17 protein-coding genes and 1 tRNA gene are annotated in these 17,670 nt (G+C 74.6%); 6 read left to right on the top strand and 12 right to left on the bottom strand.

Annotated features, from left to right (window positions below; all coding sequences use genetic code 11):
• Positions 1–7: 7 nt before the first annotated feature.
• Entirely contained in the window at positions 8–517 is a 510-nt protein-coding gene (locus ACQUFX_RS19810; protein WP_428961849.1) for a GNAT family N-acetyltransferase, read from the top strand.
• 137 nt (positions 518–654) lie between these two features.
• Here the strand turns inward: ACQUFX_RS19810 and ACQUFX_RS19815 are convergent, their stop codons facing one another.
• On the bottom strand, positions 655–2,025 hold the full coding sequence (locus ACQUFX_RS19815; protein WP_428961850.1) for a cystathionine beta-synthase: 1,371 nt from the start codon (positions 2,023–2,025) through the stop codon (positions 655–657).
• Positions 2,026–2,101: 76 nt separating this feature from the next.
• The gene (locus ACQUFX_RS19820) at positions 2,102–2,458 is read right to left on the bottom strand and encodes a YkvA family protein (protein WP_067364599.1); all 357 of its coding nucleotides are present in this window, start codon (positions 2,456–2,458) and stop codon (positions 2,102–2,104) included.
• Between the two features lie 194 nt (positions 2,459–2,652).
• On the opposite strand from ACQUFX_RS19820, the gene ACQUFX_RS19825 reads away from it, so the two are divergent.
• The 3 genes from ACQUFX_RS19825 to ACQUFX_RS19835 all read left to right on the top strand — a co-directional run bounded on the left by ACQUFX_RS19825 (position 2,653) and on the right by ACQUFX_RS19835 (position 6,075).
• On the top strand, positions 2,653–3,771 hold the full coding sequence (locus tag ACQUFX_RS19825) for an SGNH/GDSL hydrolase family protein (protein ID WP_428961851.1): 1,119 nt from the start codon (positions 2,653–2,655) through the stop codon (positions 3,769–3,771).
• Entirely contained in the window at positions 3,768–4,571 is an 804-nt protein-coding gene (locus ACQUFX_RS19830; RefSeq protein ID WP_428961852.1) for an SGNH/GDSL hydrolase family protein, read from the top strand. The genes ACQUFX_RS19825 and ACQUFX_RS19830 overlap by 4 nt, the downstream gene beginning before the upstream one ends.
• Before the next feature lie 241 nt (positions 4,572–4,812).
• Positions 4,813–6,075, top strand: coding sequence for an acetyl-CoA C-acetyltransferase (locus ACQUFX_RS19835; RefSeq protein WP_428961853.1), 1,263 nt, complete (start codon positions 4,813–4,815; stop codon positions 6,073–6,075).
• Between the two features lie 169 nt (positions 6,076–6,244).
• Here ACQUFX_RS19835 and ACQUFX_RS19840 read toward each other — a convergent pair whose 3' ends face one another.
• From ACQUFX_RS19840 to ACQUFX_RS19850, 3 genes are all read right to left on the bottom strand, one after another.
• Positions 6,245–6,598: a hypothetical protein gene (locus ACQUFX_RS19840; protein ID WP_428961854.1), complete on the bottom strand. Its 354-nt coding sequence runs from the start codon at positions 6,596–6,598 to the stop codon at positions 6,245–6,247.
• 91 nt (positions 6,599–6,689) lie between these two features.
• The gene (locus tag ACQUFX_RS19845) at positions 6,690–7,508 is read right to left on the bottom strand and encodes a Bax inhibitor-1/YccA family protein (RefSeq protein ID WP_428961855.1); all 819 of its coding nucleotides are present in this window, start codon (positions 7,506–7,508) and stop codon (positions 6,690–6,692) included.
• A 110-nt stretch (positions 7,509–7,618) separates the two neighbouring features.
• Positions 7,619–7,699 (bottom strand) — tRNA-Leu (locus tag ACQUFX_RS19850).
• Between the two features lie 103 nt (positions 7,700–7,802).
• Between ACQUFX_RS19850 and ACQUFX_RS19855 the strand changes: the two genes are divergently transcribed.
• Positions 7,803–9,713: a hypothetical protein gene (locus tag ACQUFX_RS19855; RefSeq protein ID WP_428961856.1), complete on the top strand. Its 1,911-nt coding sequence runs from the start codon at positions 7,803–7,805 to the stop codon at positions 9,711–9,713.
• Positions 9,714–9,819: 106 nt separating this feature from the next.
• Here ACQUFX_RS19855 and ACQUFX_RS19860 read toward each other — a convergent pair whose 3' ends face one another.
• Complete coding sequence (locus ACQUFX_RS19860) at positions 9,820–11,151, bottom strand: NAD(P)/FAD-dependent oxidoreductase (protein WP_428961857.1); 1,332 nt, start codon at positions 11,149–11,151, stop codon at positions 9,820–9,822.
• Positions 11,152–11,500: 349 nt separating this feature from the next.
• On the opposite strand from ACQUFX_RS19860, the gene ACQUFX_RS19865 reads away from it, so the two are divergent.
• Positions 11,501–12,544, top strand: a complete 1,044-nt coding sequence (locus ACQUFX_RS19865; RefSeq protein WP_428961858.1) for a chymotrypsin family serine protease — start codon at positions 11,501–11,503, stop codon at positions 12,542–12,544.
• Positions 12,545–12,639: 95 nt separating this feature from the next.
• On the opposite strand, the gene ACQUFX_RS19870 is transcribed toward ACQUFX_RS19865, so the two are convergent.
• The 6 genes from ACQUFX_RS19870 to ACQUFX_RS19895 all read right to left on the bottom strand — a co-directional run bounded on the left by ACQUFX_RS19870 (position 12,640) and on the right by ACQUFX_RS19895 (position 17,651).
• Positions 12,640–13,218, bottom strand: coding sequence for a hypothetical protein (locus ACQUFX_RS19870; RefSeq protein WP_428961859.1), 579 nt, complete (start codon positions 13,216–13,218; stop codon positions 12,640–12,642).
• Positions 13,219–13,348: 130 nt separating this feature from the next.
• Positions 13,349–13,909 carry a hypothetical protein gene (locus ACQUFX_RS19875; RefSeq protein WP_428961860.1) on the bottom strand — a complete coding sequence of 187 codons (561 nt, stop codon included), beginning with the start codon at positions 13,907–13,909 and terminating at the stop codon, positions 13,349–13,351.
• Between the two features lie 13 nt (positions 13,910–13,922).
• Positions 13,923–15,332, bottom strand: a complete 1,410-nt coding sequence (locus ACQUFX_RS19880; protein WP_428961861.1) for a DUF58 domain-containing protein — start codon at positions 15,330–15,332, stop codon at positions 13,923–13,925.
• Entirely contained in the window at positions 15,332–16,339 is a 1,008-nt protein-coding gene (locus ACQUFX_RS19885) for an AAA family ATPase (RefSeq protein WP_067364562.1), read from the bottom strand. The genes ACQUFX_RS19880 and ACQUFX_RS19885 overlap by 1 nt, the downstream gene beginning before the upstream one ends.
• Positions 16,336–16,917: a hypothetical protein gene (locus ACQUFX_RS19890; protein ID WP_428961862.1), complete on the bottom strand. Its 582-nt coding sequence runs from the start codon at positions 16,915–16,917 to the stop codon at positions 16,336–16,338. Before ACQUFX_RS19890 ends, ACQUFX_RS19885 begins: the two co-directional genes overlap by 4 nt.
• A complete protein-coding gene (locus ACQUFX_RS19895; RefSeq protein WP_428961863.1) occupies positions 16,914–17,651 on the bottom strand; it encodes a DUF4129 domain-containing protein in 738 nt (245 codons plus the stop codon). The genes ACQUFX_RS19890 and ACQUFX_RS19895 overlap by 4 nt, the downstream gene beginning before the upstream one ends.
• Positions 17,652–17,670: the final 19 nt, after the last annotated feature.

A 17,670-nucleotide genomic window follows, 5' to 3' on the forward strand; every position in this document is an offset into this window, starting at 1 on the left:
CGGCGGGGTGACCGTCACTCTCCGCACGCCGACCGCCGACGATCTCGCCCCGGTGGGGGCCCTGCACCAGCGGTCCCGGGTGGCGGCGTACTCCGCTTTCCTGCCCCCGGAGTCGCTGGCCGAGCCGGGGCCGGAGGCGATGGGGCGCTACTGGGTGGAACGGTGGACGTGGGAGCGCGACACGCACCGGATGATGGTCGCCGAGCGCGACGGCAGCCTGGTCGGCTTCAGCTACGTCGGCCCGGACGACGCGGGTGACCCGGAGACCGGCCTGCTCAACGCCATCCACCTCGACCCGGCCGAACGGGGCCGGGGCACCGGCCGGGCGCTGATGGTCGACGCGCTGGCCGCGATGCGGGAGGCCGGCTGGCACCGGGGGGCGCTCTGGGTGCTGGCCGGCAACTCCCCGGCCCGCCGCTTCTACGAACGCGGCGGGTGGCGGCCCACCGGCGAGCGCCGCGCGGAGCTGATCGGCCACACCCGCACCCCCCAGCTCCGCTACGCCCGCCCGGTGTAAGGAAGGGCCCCTTCTTAACGCATCCGGTAGAGAAGGGTTCCCTTCTCACCCCGCCGCGTCCGGCGGGCGGGCGCGGCGGAGTGAGAGCGGCGCGGCTAGGTGCAGCAGGGCGGCTGGGTGCAGCAGGCCGGGTGGGGTCAGCGGGCGCCGAGGTGGGCGAGCAGGTCCTGGCGGGTGAGCACGCCCTTCGGCTTGCCGTCGACCAGGACCAGCGCGGCGTCGGACTTCTCCAGCAGGCCGACCGCCTCGCTCACCGGCTGGCCGCCACCGATCATCGGCAGCGGCTCGGTCATGTGCCGCTCGATGGTGTCGTGCAGGTGGGCCTGCCCGGTGAAGAGGGCGTCGAGCAGGTCCCGCTCGGCGATCGAGCCGGCCACCTCGCCGGTGACCACCGGCGGCTCGGCCTTGAGCACCGGGAGCTGGGAGACGCCGTACTCGCGCATGTAGTCGATCGCGTCCCGGACCGTCTCGGTCGGGTGCACGTGCACCAGCTCGGGCAGCCCCCCGGGCTTGCTGGCCAGGGCGTCCGCCACGGTCGACTCCGTGTCGTTGGTGGTCAGAAAGCCGTACCGGGCCATCCAGGCGTCGTTGAAGATCTTGGAAAGGTACCCCTTGCCGCTGTCCGGCAGGAGGACCACGACCACGTCGTCCGGGCCGGCCTCCCGGGCCACCTCCAGCGCGGCGACCACGGCCATCCCGCAGGAGCCGCCGACCAGCAGCCCTTCCTCCCGGGCCAGTCGCCGGGTCATCTCGAACGAGGCCTTGTCCGACACCTCGACGATCCGGTCGGCGATCTCCCGGTCGTACGTGGTCGGCCAGAAGTCCTCGCCGACCCCCTCGACCAGGTACGGCCGACCGGTCCCGCCGGAGTAGACCGAGCCCTCCGGGTCGGCGCCGACCACCTGCACCCGCCCCTGCGAGGCCTCCTTGAGGTACCGCCCGATGCCGGAGATGGTGCCGCCGGTGCCGACCCCGGCCACGAAGTGGGTGATCCGCCCCGCGGTCTGCTCCCACAGCTCCGGGCCGGTCGTCTCGTAGTGCGAGCGCGGGTTCGCCGGGTTGCTGTACTGGTCGGGCTTCCAGGCGCCGGGGATCTCCCGGGCCAGCCGGTCGGAGACGTTGTAGTACGAGCGCGGGTCCTCCGGGGCCACGGCGGTCGGACAGACCACCACCTCGGCGCCGTACGCCCGCAGCACGTCCTGCTTGTCCTGGCTGACCTTGTCCGGGCAGACGAAGACGCACTTGTAGCCCTTGAGCTGGGCCACCAGGGCCAGCCCGACCCCGGTGTTGCCGCTGGTCGGCTCGACGATCGTGCCGCCGGGACGGAGGATCCCGGCGGCCTCGGCGTCCTCGACCATGCGCAGCGCGATCCGGTCCTTCACCGAGCCGCCGGGGTTGAGGTACTCGACCTTGGCCAGCACGGTCGCCCGGATCCCGGCCGCGACGTTGCGCAGCCGCACCAGGGGTGTGTTGCCGATCATCTCGACGACGTTGTCGTAGTACTGCACCTCGTTGTGTCCCTACACTCCGGCACCGGCGACAGCGCCGGGGCACCCGGCCTCGTCGCGCCCAGCCTACGTGGGGTCAGGGCACCGCGTGTCCGGGGATGACGGAGGCGCGGGCCGTCTCCCACTCCAGGAACCGCTCGGTCTCGGCCAGCACCGTGCCGGCCAGCCAGGTCACGACCACCGCGTCGTCCACCAGACCGAAGACGGTCAGCATCAGCTCCGGCACCAGGTCCACCGGGGAGGCGACGTACGCCACCGCGGCGGTCATCAGGGCCAGCCGGAGGCCGCCGTCGTACTCCCCGCGCATGCTGGCCCGGATCATCCGGGGCAGCGCCGCCAGCCGGGCGCCCAGCGACGGCCCGCCCCGGGCCCCGGCCGCCAACGCCCGGGCCAGCGCGGTGAACGCCGCGGTCCGCTTCAGGTTCTTGTTCATCGTGAGGCCCCTTCTCTCCGCCCGACCATCGTGCGCGCCGCGCGCAACACCCGCCGATGCCGGGCCCCGTCGACACCGCCGGGCGTCATCGACGGGCGACGCTCGGATCGGGACCCGCGAACGGTCGGTTTCCCGGCACCCGCCCGCCGCCGCGAGGACAGCCGGCTGTCGTACCGGCGCGTTAATGTCGTGGTATGGGGGTCGCTGGTTCCGCCGTACCGATTGTTCCACGCCCGCCTGTTCCGCGCCGGAGTCGCGTCCGGCAGATCGCCCGGGTCGCGGTGATCGGCACGGGCGCCACCGCGGCGGCGCTCGCCGCGACCACCGGCGTGCTCCTCGGGCAGGCCCGCCAGGCCCGGCGCACCATTCCGGCCGCCGAGGCGCCGCCGCCCCGCTGCGACGGCGTCTACGGCCCGAAGTTCCCCGGCCGGCCGCTGACCGTGGTGATCCTCGGCGACTCCTCCGCCGCCGGCTACGGCGTGCACCGTCGCCGGGAGACCCCCGGCGCGCTGCTGGCCACCGGGCTCTCCCGCCGGCTGCGCCGGCCGGTGCGGCTGCACCGGTACGCGGTGGTGGGTTCCCTGTCCTCCGGGCTGAAGCCGCAGGTCGAGTCGGCGCTGGAGCACTCCCCGGACGTCGCGGTGATCCTGGTCGGCGGCAACGACGTCACCAACCGCAGCCCGTTCGCGGTCGCCGTGCGGCACCTGGTCGGCGCGGTCCGCACCCTGCGCGAAGCCGGCTGCGAGGTGGTCGTCGGCACCTGCCCCGACCTGGGCGCGATCCGGCCCATCCAGCCGCCGCTGCGGTGGCTGGCCCGGCGCTGGAGCCGGCAGTTGGCGGCGGCCCAGACGGTGGCGGTGGTGGAGGCCGGCGGCTGGACGGTCTCCCTCGGTGACCTGCTGGGCCCCCGGTTCACCGCCGAGCCCACCCGGATGTTCGCCTGGGACCGGTTCCACCCCTCCGCCGAGGGGTACGCGATGGCCGCCGCCGCGCTGCTGCCGACCGTGCTGGCCGCCCTCGGCACCGGCCCGGAACGGCGTCCGCTGACCCTCGGCGAGGGGGTCCGGTCGCTGCCCCAGGCGGCCCAGGAGGCCGCCCGCCACGCCGGCACGGAGGTCAGCGGCACCCGGGTCAGCGGCCGGGAGCGCGGGCCGGCGGGTCGCTGGGCCCAGCTACGCCGCCGTACCCTCTTCGGAGCCGGGCCGGTGCCGGCCGGTGGCACGGCCGCCGCCGAGCCCGGACCGACCGGCACCGGCTCCACCGTCACCGAGTCCGCCGGCACCGAGTCACGCACCGTGGAGGGACTGGCATGAGCGGTCAGATCAGCAGCGGCCGGCTCGCGGCCCGGCTCGGCCGGGCGGCGGCACTCTCCATGGTCGCCGGCACGGTGGGCGGGGCCGCGCTGCTCGCCGGCGAGGCCATCGCCGCCCGCAGCCGGCGGTACGCCCAGCCGGAGTTGGGCCTCGCCCTGCGGGCGACGATCGGGCGGCCGGGCGCGCAGCCGCTGCGGCTGGTGCTGCTCGGCGACTCGTCCGCGCTCGGCGTCGGGGTGGAGCGGCTGGCGGACACCATCGGCGGTCAACTGGCGCACCTGCTCGCCGAGGGGCCGACCGGCCGGCAGGTGCACCTGTCCAGCGTCGGGGTCTCGGGCTCGCGCTCGGCCGACCTGGCGACCCAGGTGGCCCGCGCCCTGCTCGGTGAGCGCCCCGACGTGGCCCTGATCCTGATCGGCGCGAACGACGCCACCGGCCTGCGCCGCCCCGCCGAGGCCGCCGCGTACCTCGGCTCGGCGGTGCGCCGGCTGCGGGAGGCCCGGGTCGAGGTCGTCGTCGGCACCTGCCCCGACCTGGGCGCGGTCCGGGCGATCGCGCCGCCGCTGCGCCAGGTGGTCGGCTGGTCCGGCCGACGGATCGCGTACGCCCAGACGGTCGCCACCCTGGAGGCCGGCGGCACGGTGGTCGACCTGGCCACCGAGACCGGCCCGGTCTTCCGGGCGGACGCCGGGACGCTCTGCCACGACAGCTTCCACCCCTCCGCCGACGGGTACCGGGTCTGGGCGCACGCGCTGCTGCCGGCGGTCGCCGCCGCCGCGGCCGTCACCGCCCGGCACTGACCCCCACCCGGCACTGATCCCTCAACCAGCGCTGATCCCTCAACCGGAGCCGGCCCCGCCCCGCGCCGGCCCCCGCCCGGCGCTGATCCCTCAACATCAGCGCCGGCCCGCGCCGTGCTGGCCCCCGCCCGGCATCTGGCCCGGCCGGCACCTGACGCTGGCCGGCGGCGCGCCGGACGGGTGACCTTTCCCCGACCGTTGCCGCTTCCCCGGTAAGTTACCGACGGGTTAACGTGTGGGGATGCCGACCGAGTCGTCCCGCGACGCCGTCATCGTCGCCACCACCCGTTCCCCCATCGGCCGGGCGCACAAGGGGTCCCTGCGCGACGTCCGCCCCGACGACCTGGCCGCCACCGTCGTCCGGGCCGCGCTGGACAAGGTCCCCCAGCTCGATCCGACCGAGATCGACGACCTGTACCTGGGCTGCGGCCTGCCCGGCGGCGAGCAGGGCTTCAACCTGGGCCGGGTGGTGGCCACCCTGCTCGGGTTGGACGGCCTGCCCGCGGCGACCCTGACCCGGTACTGCGCCTCCAGCCTCCAGACCACCCGGATGGCGATGCACGCGATCCGGGCCGGCGAGGGGGACGTCTTCGTCTCCGCCGGGGTCGAGTGCGTCTCCCGGTACGCCCGGGGCAACTCGGACAGCCTGCCGCCCGAGGCACAGGCCCTGGTCGGCGGGGGCTGGGAGAACCCGCGCTTCGCGGCGGCGCGGGAGCGGTCGGCCCGGCGGGCCCAGGGCGGCGCGGAGGTCTGGGCCGACCCGCGCGAGACCGGTGACCTGCCGGACATCTACCTGGCGATGGGGCAGACCGCAGAAAACCTCGCCGAGGTGTACGACGTGACCCGCGCCGACATGGACGCCTTCGGGGTACGCAGCCAGAACCTCGCCGAGAAGGCGATCGCCGACGGCTTCTGGGCCCGCGAGATCACCCCGGTGACCACTCCGGACGGCACGGTGGTGAGCGCCGACGACGGCCCGCGTGCCGGGGTGACGCTGGAGGCGGTGGCCGGCCTGAAGCCGGTGTTCCGCCCGGACGGCCGGATCACCGCCGGCAACTGCTGCCCGCTCAACGACGGGGCGGCGGCGGTGGTCGTGATGAGCGCCCAGCGGGCCCGGGACCTGGGGATCACCCCGCTGGCGCGGATCGTCTCCACCGGGGTCACCGCCCTCTCCCCCGAGATCATGGGGCTGGGCCCGGTCGAGGCGTCGCGGCAGGCGCTGCGGCGGGCCGGGATGACCATCGACGACGTCGACCTGGTGGAGATCAACGAGGCGTTCGCCGCCCAGGTGATCCCCTCGTACCGGCAGCTCGGCGTCCCGGAGGAGAAGCTGAACGTGATGGGCGGGGCGATCGCGGTCGGGCACCCGTTCGGCATGACCGGCGCCCGGATCACCGGCACCCTGCTCAACGCCCTGCAGTGGCACGACCGCAGCATCGGCCTGGAGACCATGTGCGTCGGCGGCGGCCAGGGCATGGCCATGATCCTCGAACGCCTCTCCTAACCCATCCCCGCCCTCCCCCACCCCCGCGCCCCCCTGCGCCCCGCCCCCCCCGACGGCGTTGATCATGAGGTTGACGGCTGCCGCCGACGGTCTACCGCACGGCAACTCCATGATCGTCGCCGTGCCGGGGCGGGGCGGGGGGGCGTGGGGTGGGTGGGGTGGGGTGGGGTTAGAGGGTCTGGCGGGTGGCGGTTACCTGGCCGGTGGCGTGGGCCAGGGCAGCGGTCGGGGCGCCGGCGGCCACCAGGTCGGCGGCGACCACCCGGACCTGGTCGGGCAGGACGAGGTCGTTGTCCAGCCGGGGTACCGTCCGGCGGGGCCGGCCCTCCACGTCGGCGGTCAGGTTGGCGATCTCCTGTACCAGCCGGTGTACCAGGTCGGCCCGGGAGACGTTGCCGCCGGCGGTGGTGGCCGCCCAGCGCGGCTGCTGCCAGTGCCCCACCTGACGGACCAGCAGGTCCACCGCCCGGTCCAGATCGGTGTCGGCCGGGTCGGGGTCGGGAACACCCTGTGCTGCGCTCATCGCGCCGAGTCTACGGCCGGTCCGACCACCCCCGGAACGACCGGCGCCCGCCACCGCGGAACGCGGGGCGGGCGCCGGTCGACGGCGACGGTCAGTCGTCGCCCTGGAAGAAGCTCAACAGTCGTAGGATCTCGATGTAGAGCCAGATCAGGCTGACCAGGATGCCGAAGGCGGCCGTCCAGGAGTAGCGCTGGGGCAGCCCCATCCGGACGCCTTCCTCCACCTCGTGGAAGCTGAGCACGAAGCTCAGGGCGGCGACCGCGATGCAGACCAGGCTGAAGCCGATGGCGAGCGGGCTACCGTCGCGCAGGCCGGTGTTGATGCCGAACAGGGCCAGCACCAGGTTGATCATCATGACCGCGAAGAGGCCGACCATCACCGCGATCATGCCCTTGACGAACTTCGGGGTGGCCCGGATGACGCGCGCCTTGTACAGGATCGCCATCAGGAAGAACACCCCGAAGGTGGCGGTCACCGCCTGGAGCACGATGCCCTGGTACAGCGTTTCGAAGAACTTGCTGACCAGGCCGACGAAGACACCTTCGACGACGGCGTACGTGACCACCAGCGCCGGGTTGGCCATCCGGGAGAAGGAGATGATCATGCCCAGCACGAGGCCGACGATCGCGGCGCCGATCCAGGCCGGGCCGAGCAGCGCGTCGGGCACCAGCACCCAGGCCGCCGAGGCCGCGGCCCCGACGATCGCCAACAGGATGACCGTCTTGACCACCACGTCGTCGATCGACATCGGGGTGACGGTCGGCGGCGCGGCCGGGTAGCCGACGGCGCCCGGGTACTGCTGCTGCGGATAACCGGGCTGTCCGTACGGCCCGGGCGGAGCGTACCCGGCGGCACGCTCCCGCTCGGCCGCCTGACCGAGGCGGGCGAGCACCGGGTTCGAAGTCTTCACTTTCAGGCCTCCCTCAGGGGGTCGTCGCACGTGAACGTGCACCTTCAAGAGTAAACGCACGAGGCTGTCAAGTGGAGATCGGTAAGCTGAAGGGAAGCTGAGAGTGTCGGTGCCCGGGGCGGGGGTCGAACCCGCACGCCTTGCGGCAGCCGCTTTTAAGGCGGCCGTGTCTGCCGTTCCACCACCCGGGCAGGGCGGACCGACGCGGAGTGACACGCGGCGGTGCAGTGTCACGGTAACCGGTCCCGGCCGGGCCGGCGTACCCCGTCGGCACCGGAACACTAGGGTCGAGCCGTGACCAGCACAGCCGCCACGTCAGCCGAGGCCGGTCGGGGCGACGCGGGCCCGCCCGACGGTCCGGCGGCGCGCAAGGGCCGGTCCGCGCGGTGGCTCACCGCCGTCGACCGGTACCGCGTCCGCCTGTTCGCCGCCGTCGTCCGGCACCGCGCCGACCTGCTCGTGGCGCTGTTCTTCGTGCTCCTGGCCGGCTGGCTGACGCAAGGGCTCTGGCCGGACCCGGGCCGCCGGGTGCTGGCCCTCAACCCGGCCGACCAGGCCCTGTACGAGTGGTTCCTGGCGGTGGACGCGCGGGCGCTGCTGGGCGACTTCGGCCTGCTCACCGGGAAGTTGAACGCCCCCGACGGGGTGAACCTGATGACCAACACGACGGTCATCGCGCTCGGGATCGCCTTCGCCCCGGTCACCCTGCTGTTCGGGGCACCCGTCACCTTCGCCCTGCTCGCGGCGGCGAACCTGGCCGGTACCGCGATCGCCTGGCACCTGCTGTTCACCCGGGTGCTGCGGGCCCGGCGGCTCGCCGCCGCCCTCGGCGCGGGGCTGGCCGGTTTCGGGCCGGGCATGGTCTCGCAGACCAACAGTCACCTGCACATGACCGCCCAGTGGCTGGTACCGGTGATCGTCTGGCTGGTGGTCCGGCTGCTGCGCGCGGCGGACCCGGCCACGCCGGGCCCCGACGGCCGGCCCGGCGGCCTCGACCGGCGCCGGCTGCTCGCCTCGTCGCTCGGGCTGGCGGTGGCGGTCAGCGCGCAGATCTTCGTCGGCGAGGAGGTGGTCTTCCTCGCCGCGCTCACCCTGATCGTGATGACCCTGACCTACGCGGTCGCCGACCGTCCGCTGGTCCGCCGGGCACTGCCCGGCTTCGCCGGCGGGCTGCTGGTCGCGGCCGGGCTCTCGCTGGTCGCGGTGGGCTACCCGCTCTGGTTCCAGTTCGCCGGGCCGCAGGGGGTCGCCGACGGGATGTTCAGCCCGTACTACTTCTCCGCCGACCTGGCCAGTTGGTGGACGTTCTCCCCGCTGTCCGTGGCCGGCGGCGCCGAGGCGGCCCGGCTCACCACCGGACCGGCGGAGTACAACACCTTCCTCGGCTGGCCCCTGCTGCTGGTCACCGTGGCCGGCGCGGGCTGGCTGCTCACCACCGGCCGTACCGCGGACCGGCCGGGACGCCGCCCGCTGGTGCTCGCCTGTTTGGTCGCGGCGCTGCTGATGGGGGCGCTCTCGCTCGGCCCCGACCTGGTGGTCGACGGCGACCGGACCGCCGTGCCGGGGCCGTACGCCCTGCTCCTCGGCGTGCCGGTGGTGGACGGCGCGCTGCCGATGCGGTTCGCTCTCGCCGTGCTCCCGCTGGCCGGCACGATCCTGACGCTGGCGGTGGACCGGGCGCTGCGCGGCGGCGGGCTGGCCCGCCGGATCGTCCCGGCGGCCGTCGTGGCGGCGCTGCTGCCGGTGCTGCCCACCCCGCTGCCCACGGCGGACCGGCCGCCGCTGCCGGAGTTCATCGCCGGCGGGCACTGGCGCGAGTGCGTACCGCCCGGCGGGGTGCTGGTGCCGGTGCCGCTGCCCACCCCGAGGGAGCCCTGGCCGATGCGCTGGGCCGCCGCGGCCAATGCCGAGTTCGCCCTGCCGGAGGGGTTCTTCATCGGCCCGTACGGCCGGGGCGGGACGGCGGCGATGGGGACGTTCAAGCGGCCCACCTCCGCGCTGCTCGCCGACGTCGCGAAGAACGGGGTGCCACCCCTGGTCGACGACGCGCAGCGGGAGCGGGCGGCGCGGGACGCGGCTTTCTGGGGCGCCTCCTGCGTGGCCGTCACCGACGACGCCCCGCACGCGGGGAGCCTGCGCGACACGCTGGAACAGCTCTACGGCCCGGGTACCCGGATCGCCGACGCCTGGACCTGGCGGCCCTGACCGCCGCCCCCACCCGCACCGCCGACGCGGGACGCGGCCGGCCCTGCCGGTTAGGAGGGGCCCCTTCCTATACAGAAAGCGTTAAGAAGGGGCCCTTCCTTACACCTCAGGCCTGGCCGGTGCGCAGGGGCTGGGAGGCGACCTCGAACTCCTCGCGCGGGTCGTGCAACTGGCCGAGCGCGACCACCTCACGCTTGAGGAAGAAGGCCAGCGACCAGTCGACCACCACCCGGACCTTCCGGTTCAGGGAGGGGATCCGGCTCATGTGGTACGTCCGGTGCATGAACCACGCCGGCCAGCCGGTCATCTTGATCCCGTACACCTGGGCGACGCCCTTGTGCAGGCCGAGGCTGGCCACGCTGCCGGCGTGCTTGTGCTGGTAGTTGACCGGTTCCCGGCCGCGCACCACGTTCGCGATGTTGTCGGCCATCCGGGCGGCCTGGCGGACGGCGTGCTGGGCGCTGGGCGAGCAGAAGTTGCCCGGCTCCTTGGTCAGGTCCGGCACCGCCGCGCAGTCCCCGGCGCTCCACGCGCCCTCGACCACGGTGTCCCCGTCCACCACCTGGAGGGTGGGCAGGCAGGTGACCCGACGCCGCTCGTCGCGGGGGAAGTCGGTGGCGTCCAGCATCGGCGACGGCTTGACGCCGGCCGTCCAGACGATGGTGTCCGAGCGGAAGCTGTCCCCGTCGGAGAGCTTGACCACCCCGTCGACGCAGGACTCCAGGCGGGTGTCCAGCCGGATGTCCATGTTCCGCTTCAGCAACTGCTGCACCGTGTAGGCGCCCATGTCCCGGTCGACCTCGGGCAGCACCCGCTGGGTCGCCTCGACCAGCACCCAGCGCATGTCGTCGGCCTTCAGCTCCGGGTAGTACCGCAGCGCGTCCCGGGCCATGTCCTCCATCTCGGCGAGCGCCTCGATGCCGGCGTACCCGCCGCCGACGAAGGTGAAGGTCAGCGCGGAGCGGCGGACCTCTGGGTCCGGGGTGGCGGCGGCCACGTCGAGCCGGTCCAGCACGTGGTTGCGCAGGTAGATGGCCTCACCGATGGTCTTGAACCCGATGCCGTGCTCGTGCAGGCCGGGGATCGGCAGGGTGCGGGAGACCGAGCCGGGCGCCACCACCACGTGGTCGTAGGGGATCTCCCGGGGCGGGCCGGCGATCGGCTGCACGGTCGCGACCTTGCGGTCGTGCTCGATCCGGGTGACCGCGCCCGCCACGATGGTGCACCGGCGCAACTCGCGTCGCAGGGGCACCACGGAGTGTCGGGGGGAGATGTTGCCGGCCGCCGCCTCGGGCAGGAACGGCTGGTACGTCATGTGCGGCTGAGGGTCCACCACGATGACCTCGGCCTCGCGGGAACTCAGCTTCTTCGACAGGCGCAGGGCGGCGTAGAGGCCGACATGTCCGGCACCGACAACAAGGATCCGCTTCGGATTCACGTCATCCATCTTTCCCCGACGGGCTCCGCCGACACCGCTCACGGCCCCCTGTTGTGACGGAGCACAACCCTGTGACCTGCGCGACTACACGGAGGGTGACCGGCGCCACGAGGTTCCGGGTGACCCCGGTCGCAGGGGCGCGGCCCGCCGAACCGCCCGAGAAGGGTCACATCGGCGCAGAGGCGGCGAATACGGGACACGGATCGACTTTTCGGGGCTGTCGTTTTTCGCACCCCGAACGCTACGGCACCTGTCAAAACCCTTACACAAATCTATTGATCAACGCCAATTGGTCTTTTCCTGTTCTAGGCCACGACCACGTGACCCGTGCGTACAGGGAAGGATCCAGATGCCCAGGACGAAGAGGACGATCATCGGCGCGGCGATCGCCGCGACCGCTGTTCTGACGCTTCTCACCACCGGTCCCGCCCAGGCGGGACCGGGCAAGGACAAGGAGGCCACCGGTACCGCCACGGCGAAGCTCGACGAGAGCCGCGCCCCGGACCGTACCGCCCGCGCCACCGTCTCCTCCCCCGCCGCCGAGGCGGCGCTGGCGACGATCCAGACCCGCATCGCCGACTACGTCGCCACCCACGGCACCCGGTACTCCTTCGCCAGCTACGTGGACGGCCGGACCGGGAAGATCGTCCTGCGTACCGACGCGCCCGCCGACGTGGTGTCGTCCCTGACCACCCTCGCCAGCGGACAGGCCGCGCAGCGCCAGGCGGCCCGCGAGATCCAGGTCAGCCGCACCAGCACCACCGACTCCTGGCACCGTCGCGACGACGTGCCGGCCTACTACGGCGGCGGGGGGCTGCTCGCCTCGGGCGCCCTCTGCTCCTCGGGGTACGCCGTCCAGAACGGCGCCGGGACCGTGTTCATGACCACCGCCGGCCACTGCTACGCCGACGGCACCACCGTGTCGACCGAGTCCGGCGCCAACACGTACGGCACCGTCTCCAACCGGCGCCTGCCCACCGTCACCGGCCACGCCATGGACTTCGAGCTGATCGGCGGCTCGTCGTACGCGGGCCGCGTCTTCACCGGCGGGGTCACCAGCACCACCAGCATCCCCGTGGTCTCGGCCGGCGCCGCGAGCGTCGGGTACACGGACTACTGCCACAGCGGCCGGACCACCGGCGAGAACTGCGGCCACACCGCGACCAGCGTCACCGCGCAGGTCTGCACCACCACCGGATGCAAGTCGCCCGTCATCGCCTTCACCGGCGGCACGCTGAGCGCGGGCGGTGACTCCGGCGGCTCGTTCTACGCCAAGGACGCCTCCGGCGCCTGGATCCGGGGCAACGTGATCGCCGGCGGCGGCGGCACGGCGTACGCGCAGCCGTGGACGGTGCTCTCCAGCCACCTGGGCGTCAGCATCGTGCTGGGCTGACCCCGACCGCACACCGGACGGCTGGGAACCGCGCCACGGTTCCCAGCCGTTCGCGTCACCGCCCCGCCACCGGCGTCACCGCACCTCGATCGGCGTCACCGCACCTCGATCGGCCACGGCCCGCCGTAGGACTCCAGCACGGCTCCGTCGTCCGTCGTGACCGTGGTCCGGGCGTACAGCTCGTACCTGCCGGTCGGCACCGCGCCACCGCCCGGCTCGCAGCCCACCAGGGGCGCCTCGCCGGGCAGGCTCCGCACCTCACCCGGGGCCAGGTCCCACCGCGCCCCCACCGCGTCCTGCGCCATCGGCAGGGTCACCACGCGGCCCTGCCGGACCAGGAAGACGTCGGCGCGCGGCAGCGCGACGCCCCGTACCGGCTGCCGGCCGGCGACCTCGACCGTCCCGACCACCGCCGGCTCGTCGGCCGACACGCTGGCGGGAAAACGCCCGGTCAGGGTCATCTCCCCGGCGGCGGGCGGGCGGAACGGCTGCCCGCACTCGACGACGGCGGGCTCCGCGGCCCCGGTGGGCTCCCGGGAGACCGGCTCCCGGCCCGACGACTCCGGCTCGGCCGTCCCACCGGCCCCGTCGCCGCCCGCGCAGGCGGCCACGGCGAGGACGAGGACCAGGGCACACCCGGTCAACCGACCGACAAGTCCCACGTGGTGGCGCATGACGACATCCCCTCACGTCCGTCTCGACGGGTCGGTGATTGGACTCCCCGGACGCCACCATGGTTCCGGCCGGTGGGCCGGACCCGGTCCGACTCGCCGGCGCCGCGCCGCCGGGGTCCCCCGGAAGGGGTCACCGACGCCGGAGCAGCCAGCGCAGCAGCACGGTCAGCCCCACCGCGACCAGCAGCCCGGCCACCGTGGCGGCGCGGAGGCCGTCGCCCGCCCGGATCGCGCCCGCCTCGACCAGCAGCACCCCCAGCACGGCGGAGGCCAGGACCACCGCGCCCGCCCGGGCCAGCCAGCCGGTGAGCACCTGCGGATCGATCACCGCGTCGTAGGGCAGCAGCGCGGCCAGCGCGCAGAGGGTGTGCGCCAGGTAGAGCAGCGCCGCCACGGCGAGCAGCCGCCACAGCGCGGCCGGCCGGCCGTACCCGGCGGCGGCGAGCAGCCAACCGCCCACCGTGACCAGCGCCGTGAAGGTCGGCCACACCCGGCCCGGCCCGACCGCCGGCAACAGCGCGGCGATCGCCAGGACGCCGACGGCCCGGCCGACCAGGACCTCGGACGGGAAGGCGAGGGCGAACCCGGCCAGGGTGGTGAGGAAGATGCCGACCCGGACGAGCAGCGGCAGGAGGCTGACCCGGGTGACCGCGTGCCGCAGGGCACGGACCCGTTCGGTGACCGCGTTCACGCCCGCTCCCCGCTCACCGGGCACCCGCCCGGGGTGCGGTGGCCAGCCGGGCCACGTCCCGCAGCACCTCGTCCAGGCTGCCGGCGCCGGCCCAGCGGACCACCGGTACGCCGTGCTCCCGCAGTTGGCGGATCATCGTGTCCCGGTCCAGCCGCCACAGCCGGTACGCCACCTCCGCCCAGCCCTCGCCCCGGGGCGGGGAGAGGTCGGCCGGCAGGGTGTCCACGGCCACCACGAACCGCCCGGAGCGGGCCAGCCGGGCCAGCATCTGGGCGGACCGCTCGTCCAGCAGCGGGGTGAGGACCACCGCCAGCGCGTCCGAGGAGAGCAGGTGCGGGCCGAAGACCTGGTCGTACGGCTCGTGCGGGGAGGACTCGGCGCGGATGTCGAGCAGCCACTCCAGCACCGTCAGGTACTGCCGGCGGCCGGTGGCCGGGCGCAGGCGACGGGCCGCCGGGCCGTACTCCAGCAGCGAGACCCGGTCGCCCCGGTGCAGGTAGTGCTCGGCGATCGCGGCGGCGGCCCGGACCGTGGTGTCCAGCACCGAGGCGGGCCCGCCGATCCCACCGGAGCGTCCCGCCTCGGCGAGCACGTCGAGCAGGACCACCACCTCGGCGTCCCGGTCGGAGAGGGTCGCCGCGACGTGCAGTTGCCGGGCGCGCAGGGAGACCCGCCAGTCGATGCGGCGCAACCGGTCACCGGGGGCGAAGACGCGTACCCCGGCCAGCTCGCCGCCCTCCCCCGGCCGCCGGGAGTGGTGCGCGCCGACCAGTCCGGCGGCCCGGGGCATCGCCTCCACCGCGTCGAACGGCTCCGTCCTCGGGTAGACCCGGACCCGGGCCGGCTCGACGACGGTGGCCCGGGAGACCAGGAGGCCACCGGCGGCGGCGGCCCGCGCCCCGGCCGGCCCGACGGGGTGCCGGCCCCAGCGGCGGGCCGTCCCGGACAGGGCCACGTCGACGGCCGCGCCGCCGGGTACCGAGGTGACGAAGGGCCGGTCCGCGCCACCGGAGCGGGCCACCTCCAGCCGTACCCCGCCGAAGTCCACCCGGGTCATCCGCAGCCACGGGGAGACCCGGGTACGGACCACGGTCAGGTCGTACCCGGCCTGCTCCGGGTTGCCGACGGTCGCCGTGGCGGTCACCTCGCCCCCCTCGACCAGGTGCCCGTCGTCGGCGGTCAGCCAGAGTTGCGGCCCGGCGGCGGGCCGGCGACGCAGCGCGTACGCGGTGCCCAGGGCGAACGGGGTGGCCAGCACCACCAGGTCGACCCGGCCGAGCAGCACCGCTGCGATCAGCAGCAACCCGGTGAGCAGCACCGCCCGCCCCAGCGCCCAGGTGGGCGTCCAGCCGGGCGTGCCCTCCCGCCCCGGCCCGCCACTGTCGACGGCGGCCGGGCCGGCACCGGCGGTGAGGGCGGCCATCAGCGCCCGGACCGGCCACCGGCGTGGCTGGGCAGCGCCCCGCTGGCCGGTGCGGGAGTGGCGTCGAGCACCTCACCGACCACGAAGGACGGGTCGACCCGGCGCAGCCACATCTCCGGGCGCAGGGTGATCCGGTGCGCCAGGGCCGGCGCCGCGACCTCCTTGACGTCCTCCGGGACCACGTAGTCCCGGCCGGCGAGGACGGCGCGGGCGCGGGCCAGCAGCAGCAGCGCCAGCGAGCCCCGGGGCGAGGCGCCGACCAGCACCGACGGGTGCTCCCGGGTGGCCGAGGTCAGCGCCACGATGTACCGCCCGACGGAGTCCTCCACCACCACGTCCTCCAGGGCGGCCTGCATCGCCCGCAACGTCCGGGCGTCCACCACCGGGGAGATCACCGCCTCCTCCCGGCGGCGGGTCATCCGGCGGCGCAGCACGTCCCACTCCTCCTCCGGCTCGGGGTAGCCGAAGGAGACCCGGAGCAGGAACCGGTCCAACTGCGCCTCGGGCAGCGGGTAGGTGCCCTCGTACTCGATCGGGTTGGCGGTGGCCAGCACGTGGAACGGCTCGTCCAGCCGGTACGTGACCCCCTCCACCGAGACCTGCTTCTCCTGCATCGCCTCCAGCAGGGCGGACTGGGTCTTCGGCGGGGTCCGGTTGATCTCGTCGGCGAGGAGGAGGTTGGTGAAGACCGGGCCGGCCCGGAAGGAGAAGTCCCCGCTGCTCTGGTCGTACAGGAACGAGCCGGTGACGTCGGCGGGGAGCAGGTCGGGGGTGAACTGGAGCCGGCGGAAGTCCAGCCCGAGCGCCTGGGCGAAGCAGCGTGCGGTCAGCGTCTTGCCCAGGCCGGGCAGATCCTCCAGCAGCACGTGGCCGCCGGCCAGGATGCCGGCGAGGACCAGTTCCAGGGCGTCCCGCTTGCCGACCACGACCGAGCCCACCGCGTCCAGCACCGACCGGGCCAGGTGGCCGACCTCGGCGGGGGGAATGGTCCGGTCCACGTCGTTCATATGTTCTCCAGGTCGGCGACGATCACCGCGAGGTCGCGCGGCGACGGGGTGCGTCGGGGCGGGGTTTCCAGGAAGATCCAGAGCCGCTCGCCCAGCAGGGCGCGGGCCCGGACGGGGTCGGAGTCGCGGGTCAGGCCGTGCCGTTGCCGCAACCGCTCGTCGGCCAGCTCACCGAGGCGCGGCTGGACCAGGTCGATGAACCGGTCCGGCCGGCCGGTCGACCAGTCCAGCGGGGTCGCCCACCGGTTGACGGCGGTCCGCAGCGCGTCACTGGCCCCCCAGTTCCAGGTGCCCGGCTCCTCGCCGGAGCGCAGCCGGACGGCGGCCCGCCGGGGCGGCGGGGCGAGGGCGGTGGTCACCCGGTGCACCGCCTGGACGGCGAGGACCCCGGCCACCACCACCTCCAACGAGACGGTGAGGCCGACCGCCCGCAGCACCGCGACGACCACCACGGTGACGGCCGCGGTGACCGCGAGGAACTTCACCACCCGGCGGGCCCGGCCGCCCCGGACCCGTTCCGGGCGGGCCGGCCGCTCCTCCTCGGACCGGAGCAGGTCGTCGATGCTCGTGCTGCTCACGCCGGGACCTCGCCGCCGGCGGTGGCGGTGAGTTCGCCGCGCAGCCGCCGCAGGGCGGCCCGCGCCTGGTCGCGGGTGCGTTCGTCGACGGGCCGGGTGGCGTACCGGGCCTCGCGGTAGACGTGGGCGAACTCGGCCAGCACGTCCGCGCTGACGATCGCCGGCACCCCGGCGGTCGGGTCCCCCCGGAGCAGCCGGGTGACCAGGTCGGTGGGGGTGTCGCCGGCCAGCCGGGGCACCCCGGCGCTGCCGGCGGCCTCCTCCAGGCGGACCCAGCAGGCGATCACGGCGGCGCGCGGGTCGGTCGCGGAGTCGTCGAGGTCGGTCAGCCCGGCGTCGAGGGCGGCGACCACCTCCCGGGCGGTGCCCTCGGCGGTGCGCCGGGCACGCTGCTGGGGCAGGGCCCGGGTGGTCCGCCGCAGCGCCCCCCGGAGCAGGGTCCACGCGAGGTAGCCGAGGACGACCAGCACGGTGAGGGCGAGCAGGACGATCGCGGTGGTGGCGAGCCACCGGGGCAACTGCGGCTGCGTCGGCTCGCCGGCGTCCCGGGGCTCCACCGGGAACGACGTCTCCGGCACCCCCTCCGGGTACTCCGGCACGTACGGGATGTGCTCGCTGGCGGGCGGGACGCGGTTCGCCCCGATCGCCGAGTTGCCGGCGGCGAGCGCCACCGCCCCGAGCAGGACGACGACCAGGGCCACCGGCCACCACCGGCGCAGTTCGTTCGACTCCACCGGCCGTTACCCCCGGACC

Source organism: Micromonospora fluostatini (assembly GCF_050410825.1).
Lineage (GTDB): Bacteria > Actinomycetota > Actinomycetes > Mycobacteriales > Micromonosporaceae > Micromonospora > Micromonospora rosaria.

What these genes read in the sequence shown, in the direction of transcription:
- ACQUFX_RS19870 (WP_428961859.1), bottom strand. Translation starts at nt 13,218, where the DNA reads ATGCGCCACCACGTGGGACTTGTCGGTCGGTTGACCGGGTGTGCCCTG.
- ACQUFX_RS19825 (WP_428961851.1), top strand. Translation starts at nt 2,653, where the DNA reads ATGGGGGTCGCTGGTTCCGCCGTACCGATTGTTCCACGCCCGCCTGTT.
- ACQUFX_RS19840 (WP_428961854.1), bottom strand. Translation starts at nt 6,598, where the DNA reads ATGAGCGCAGCACAGGGTGTTCCCGACCCCGACCCGGCCGACACCGAT.
- ACQUFX_RS19885 (WP_067364562.1), bottom strand. Translation starts at nt 16,339, where the DNA reads ATGAACGACGTGGACCGGACCATTCCCCCCGCCGAGGTCGGCCACCTG.
- ACQUFX_RS19820 (WP_067364599.1), bottom strand. Translation starts at nt 2,458, where the DNA reads ATGAACAAGAACCTGAAGCGGACCGCGGCGTTCACCGCGCTGGCCCGG.
- ACQUFX_RS19880 (WP_428961861.1), bottom strand. Translation starts at nt 15,332, where the DNA reads ATGGCCGCCCTCACCGCCGGTGCCGGCCCGGCCGCCGTCGACAGTGGC.
- ACQUFX_RS19835 (WP_428961853.1), top strand. Translation starts at nt 4,813, where the DNA reads ATGCCGACCGAGTCGTCCCGCGACGCCGTCATCGTCGCCACCACCCGT.
- ACQUFX_RS19865 (WP_428961858.1), top strand. Translation starts at nt 11,501, where the DNA reads ATGCCCAGGACGAAGAGGACGATCATCGGCGCGGCGATCGCCGCGACC.
- ACQUFX_RS19830 (WP_428961852.1), top strand. Translation starts at nt 3,768, where the DNA reads ATGAGCGGTCAGATCAGCAGCGGCCGGCTCGCGGCCCGGCTCGGCCGG.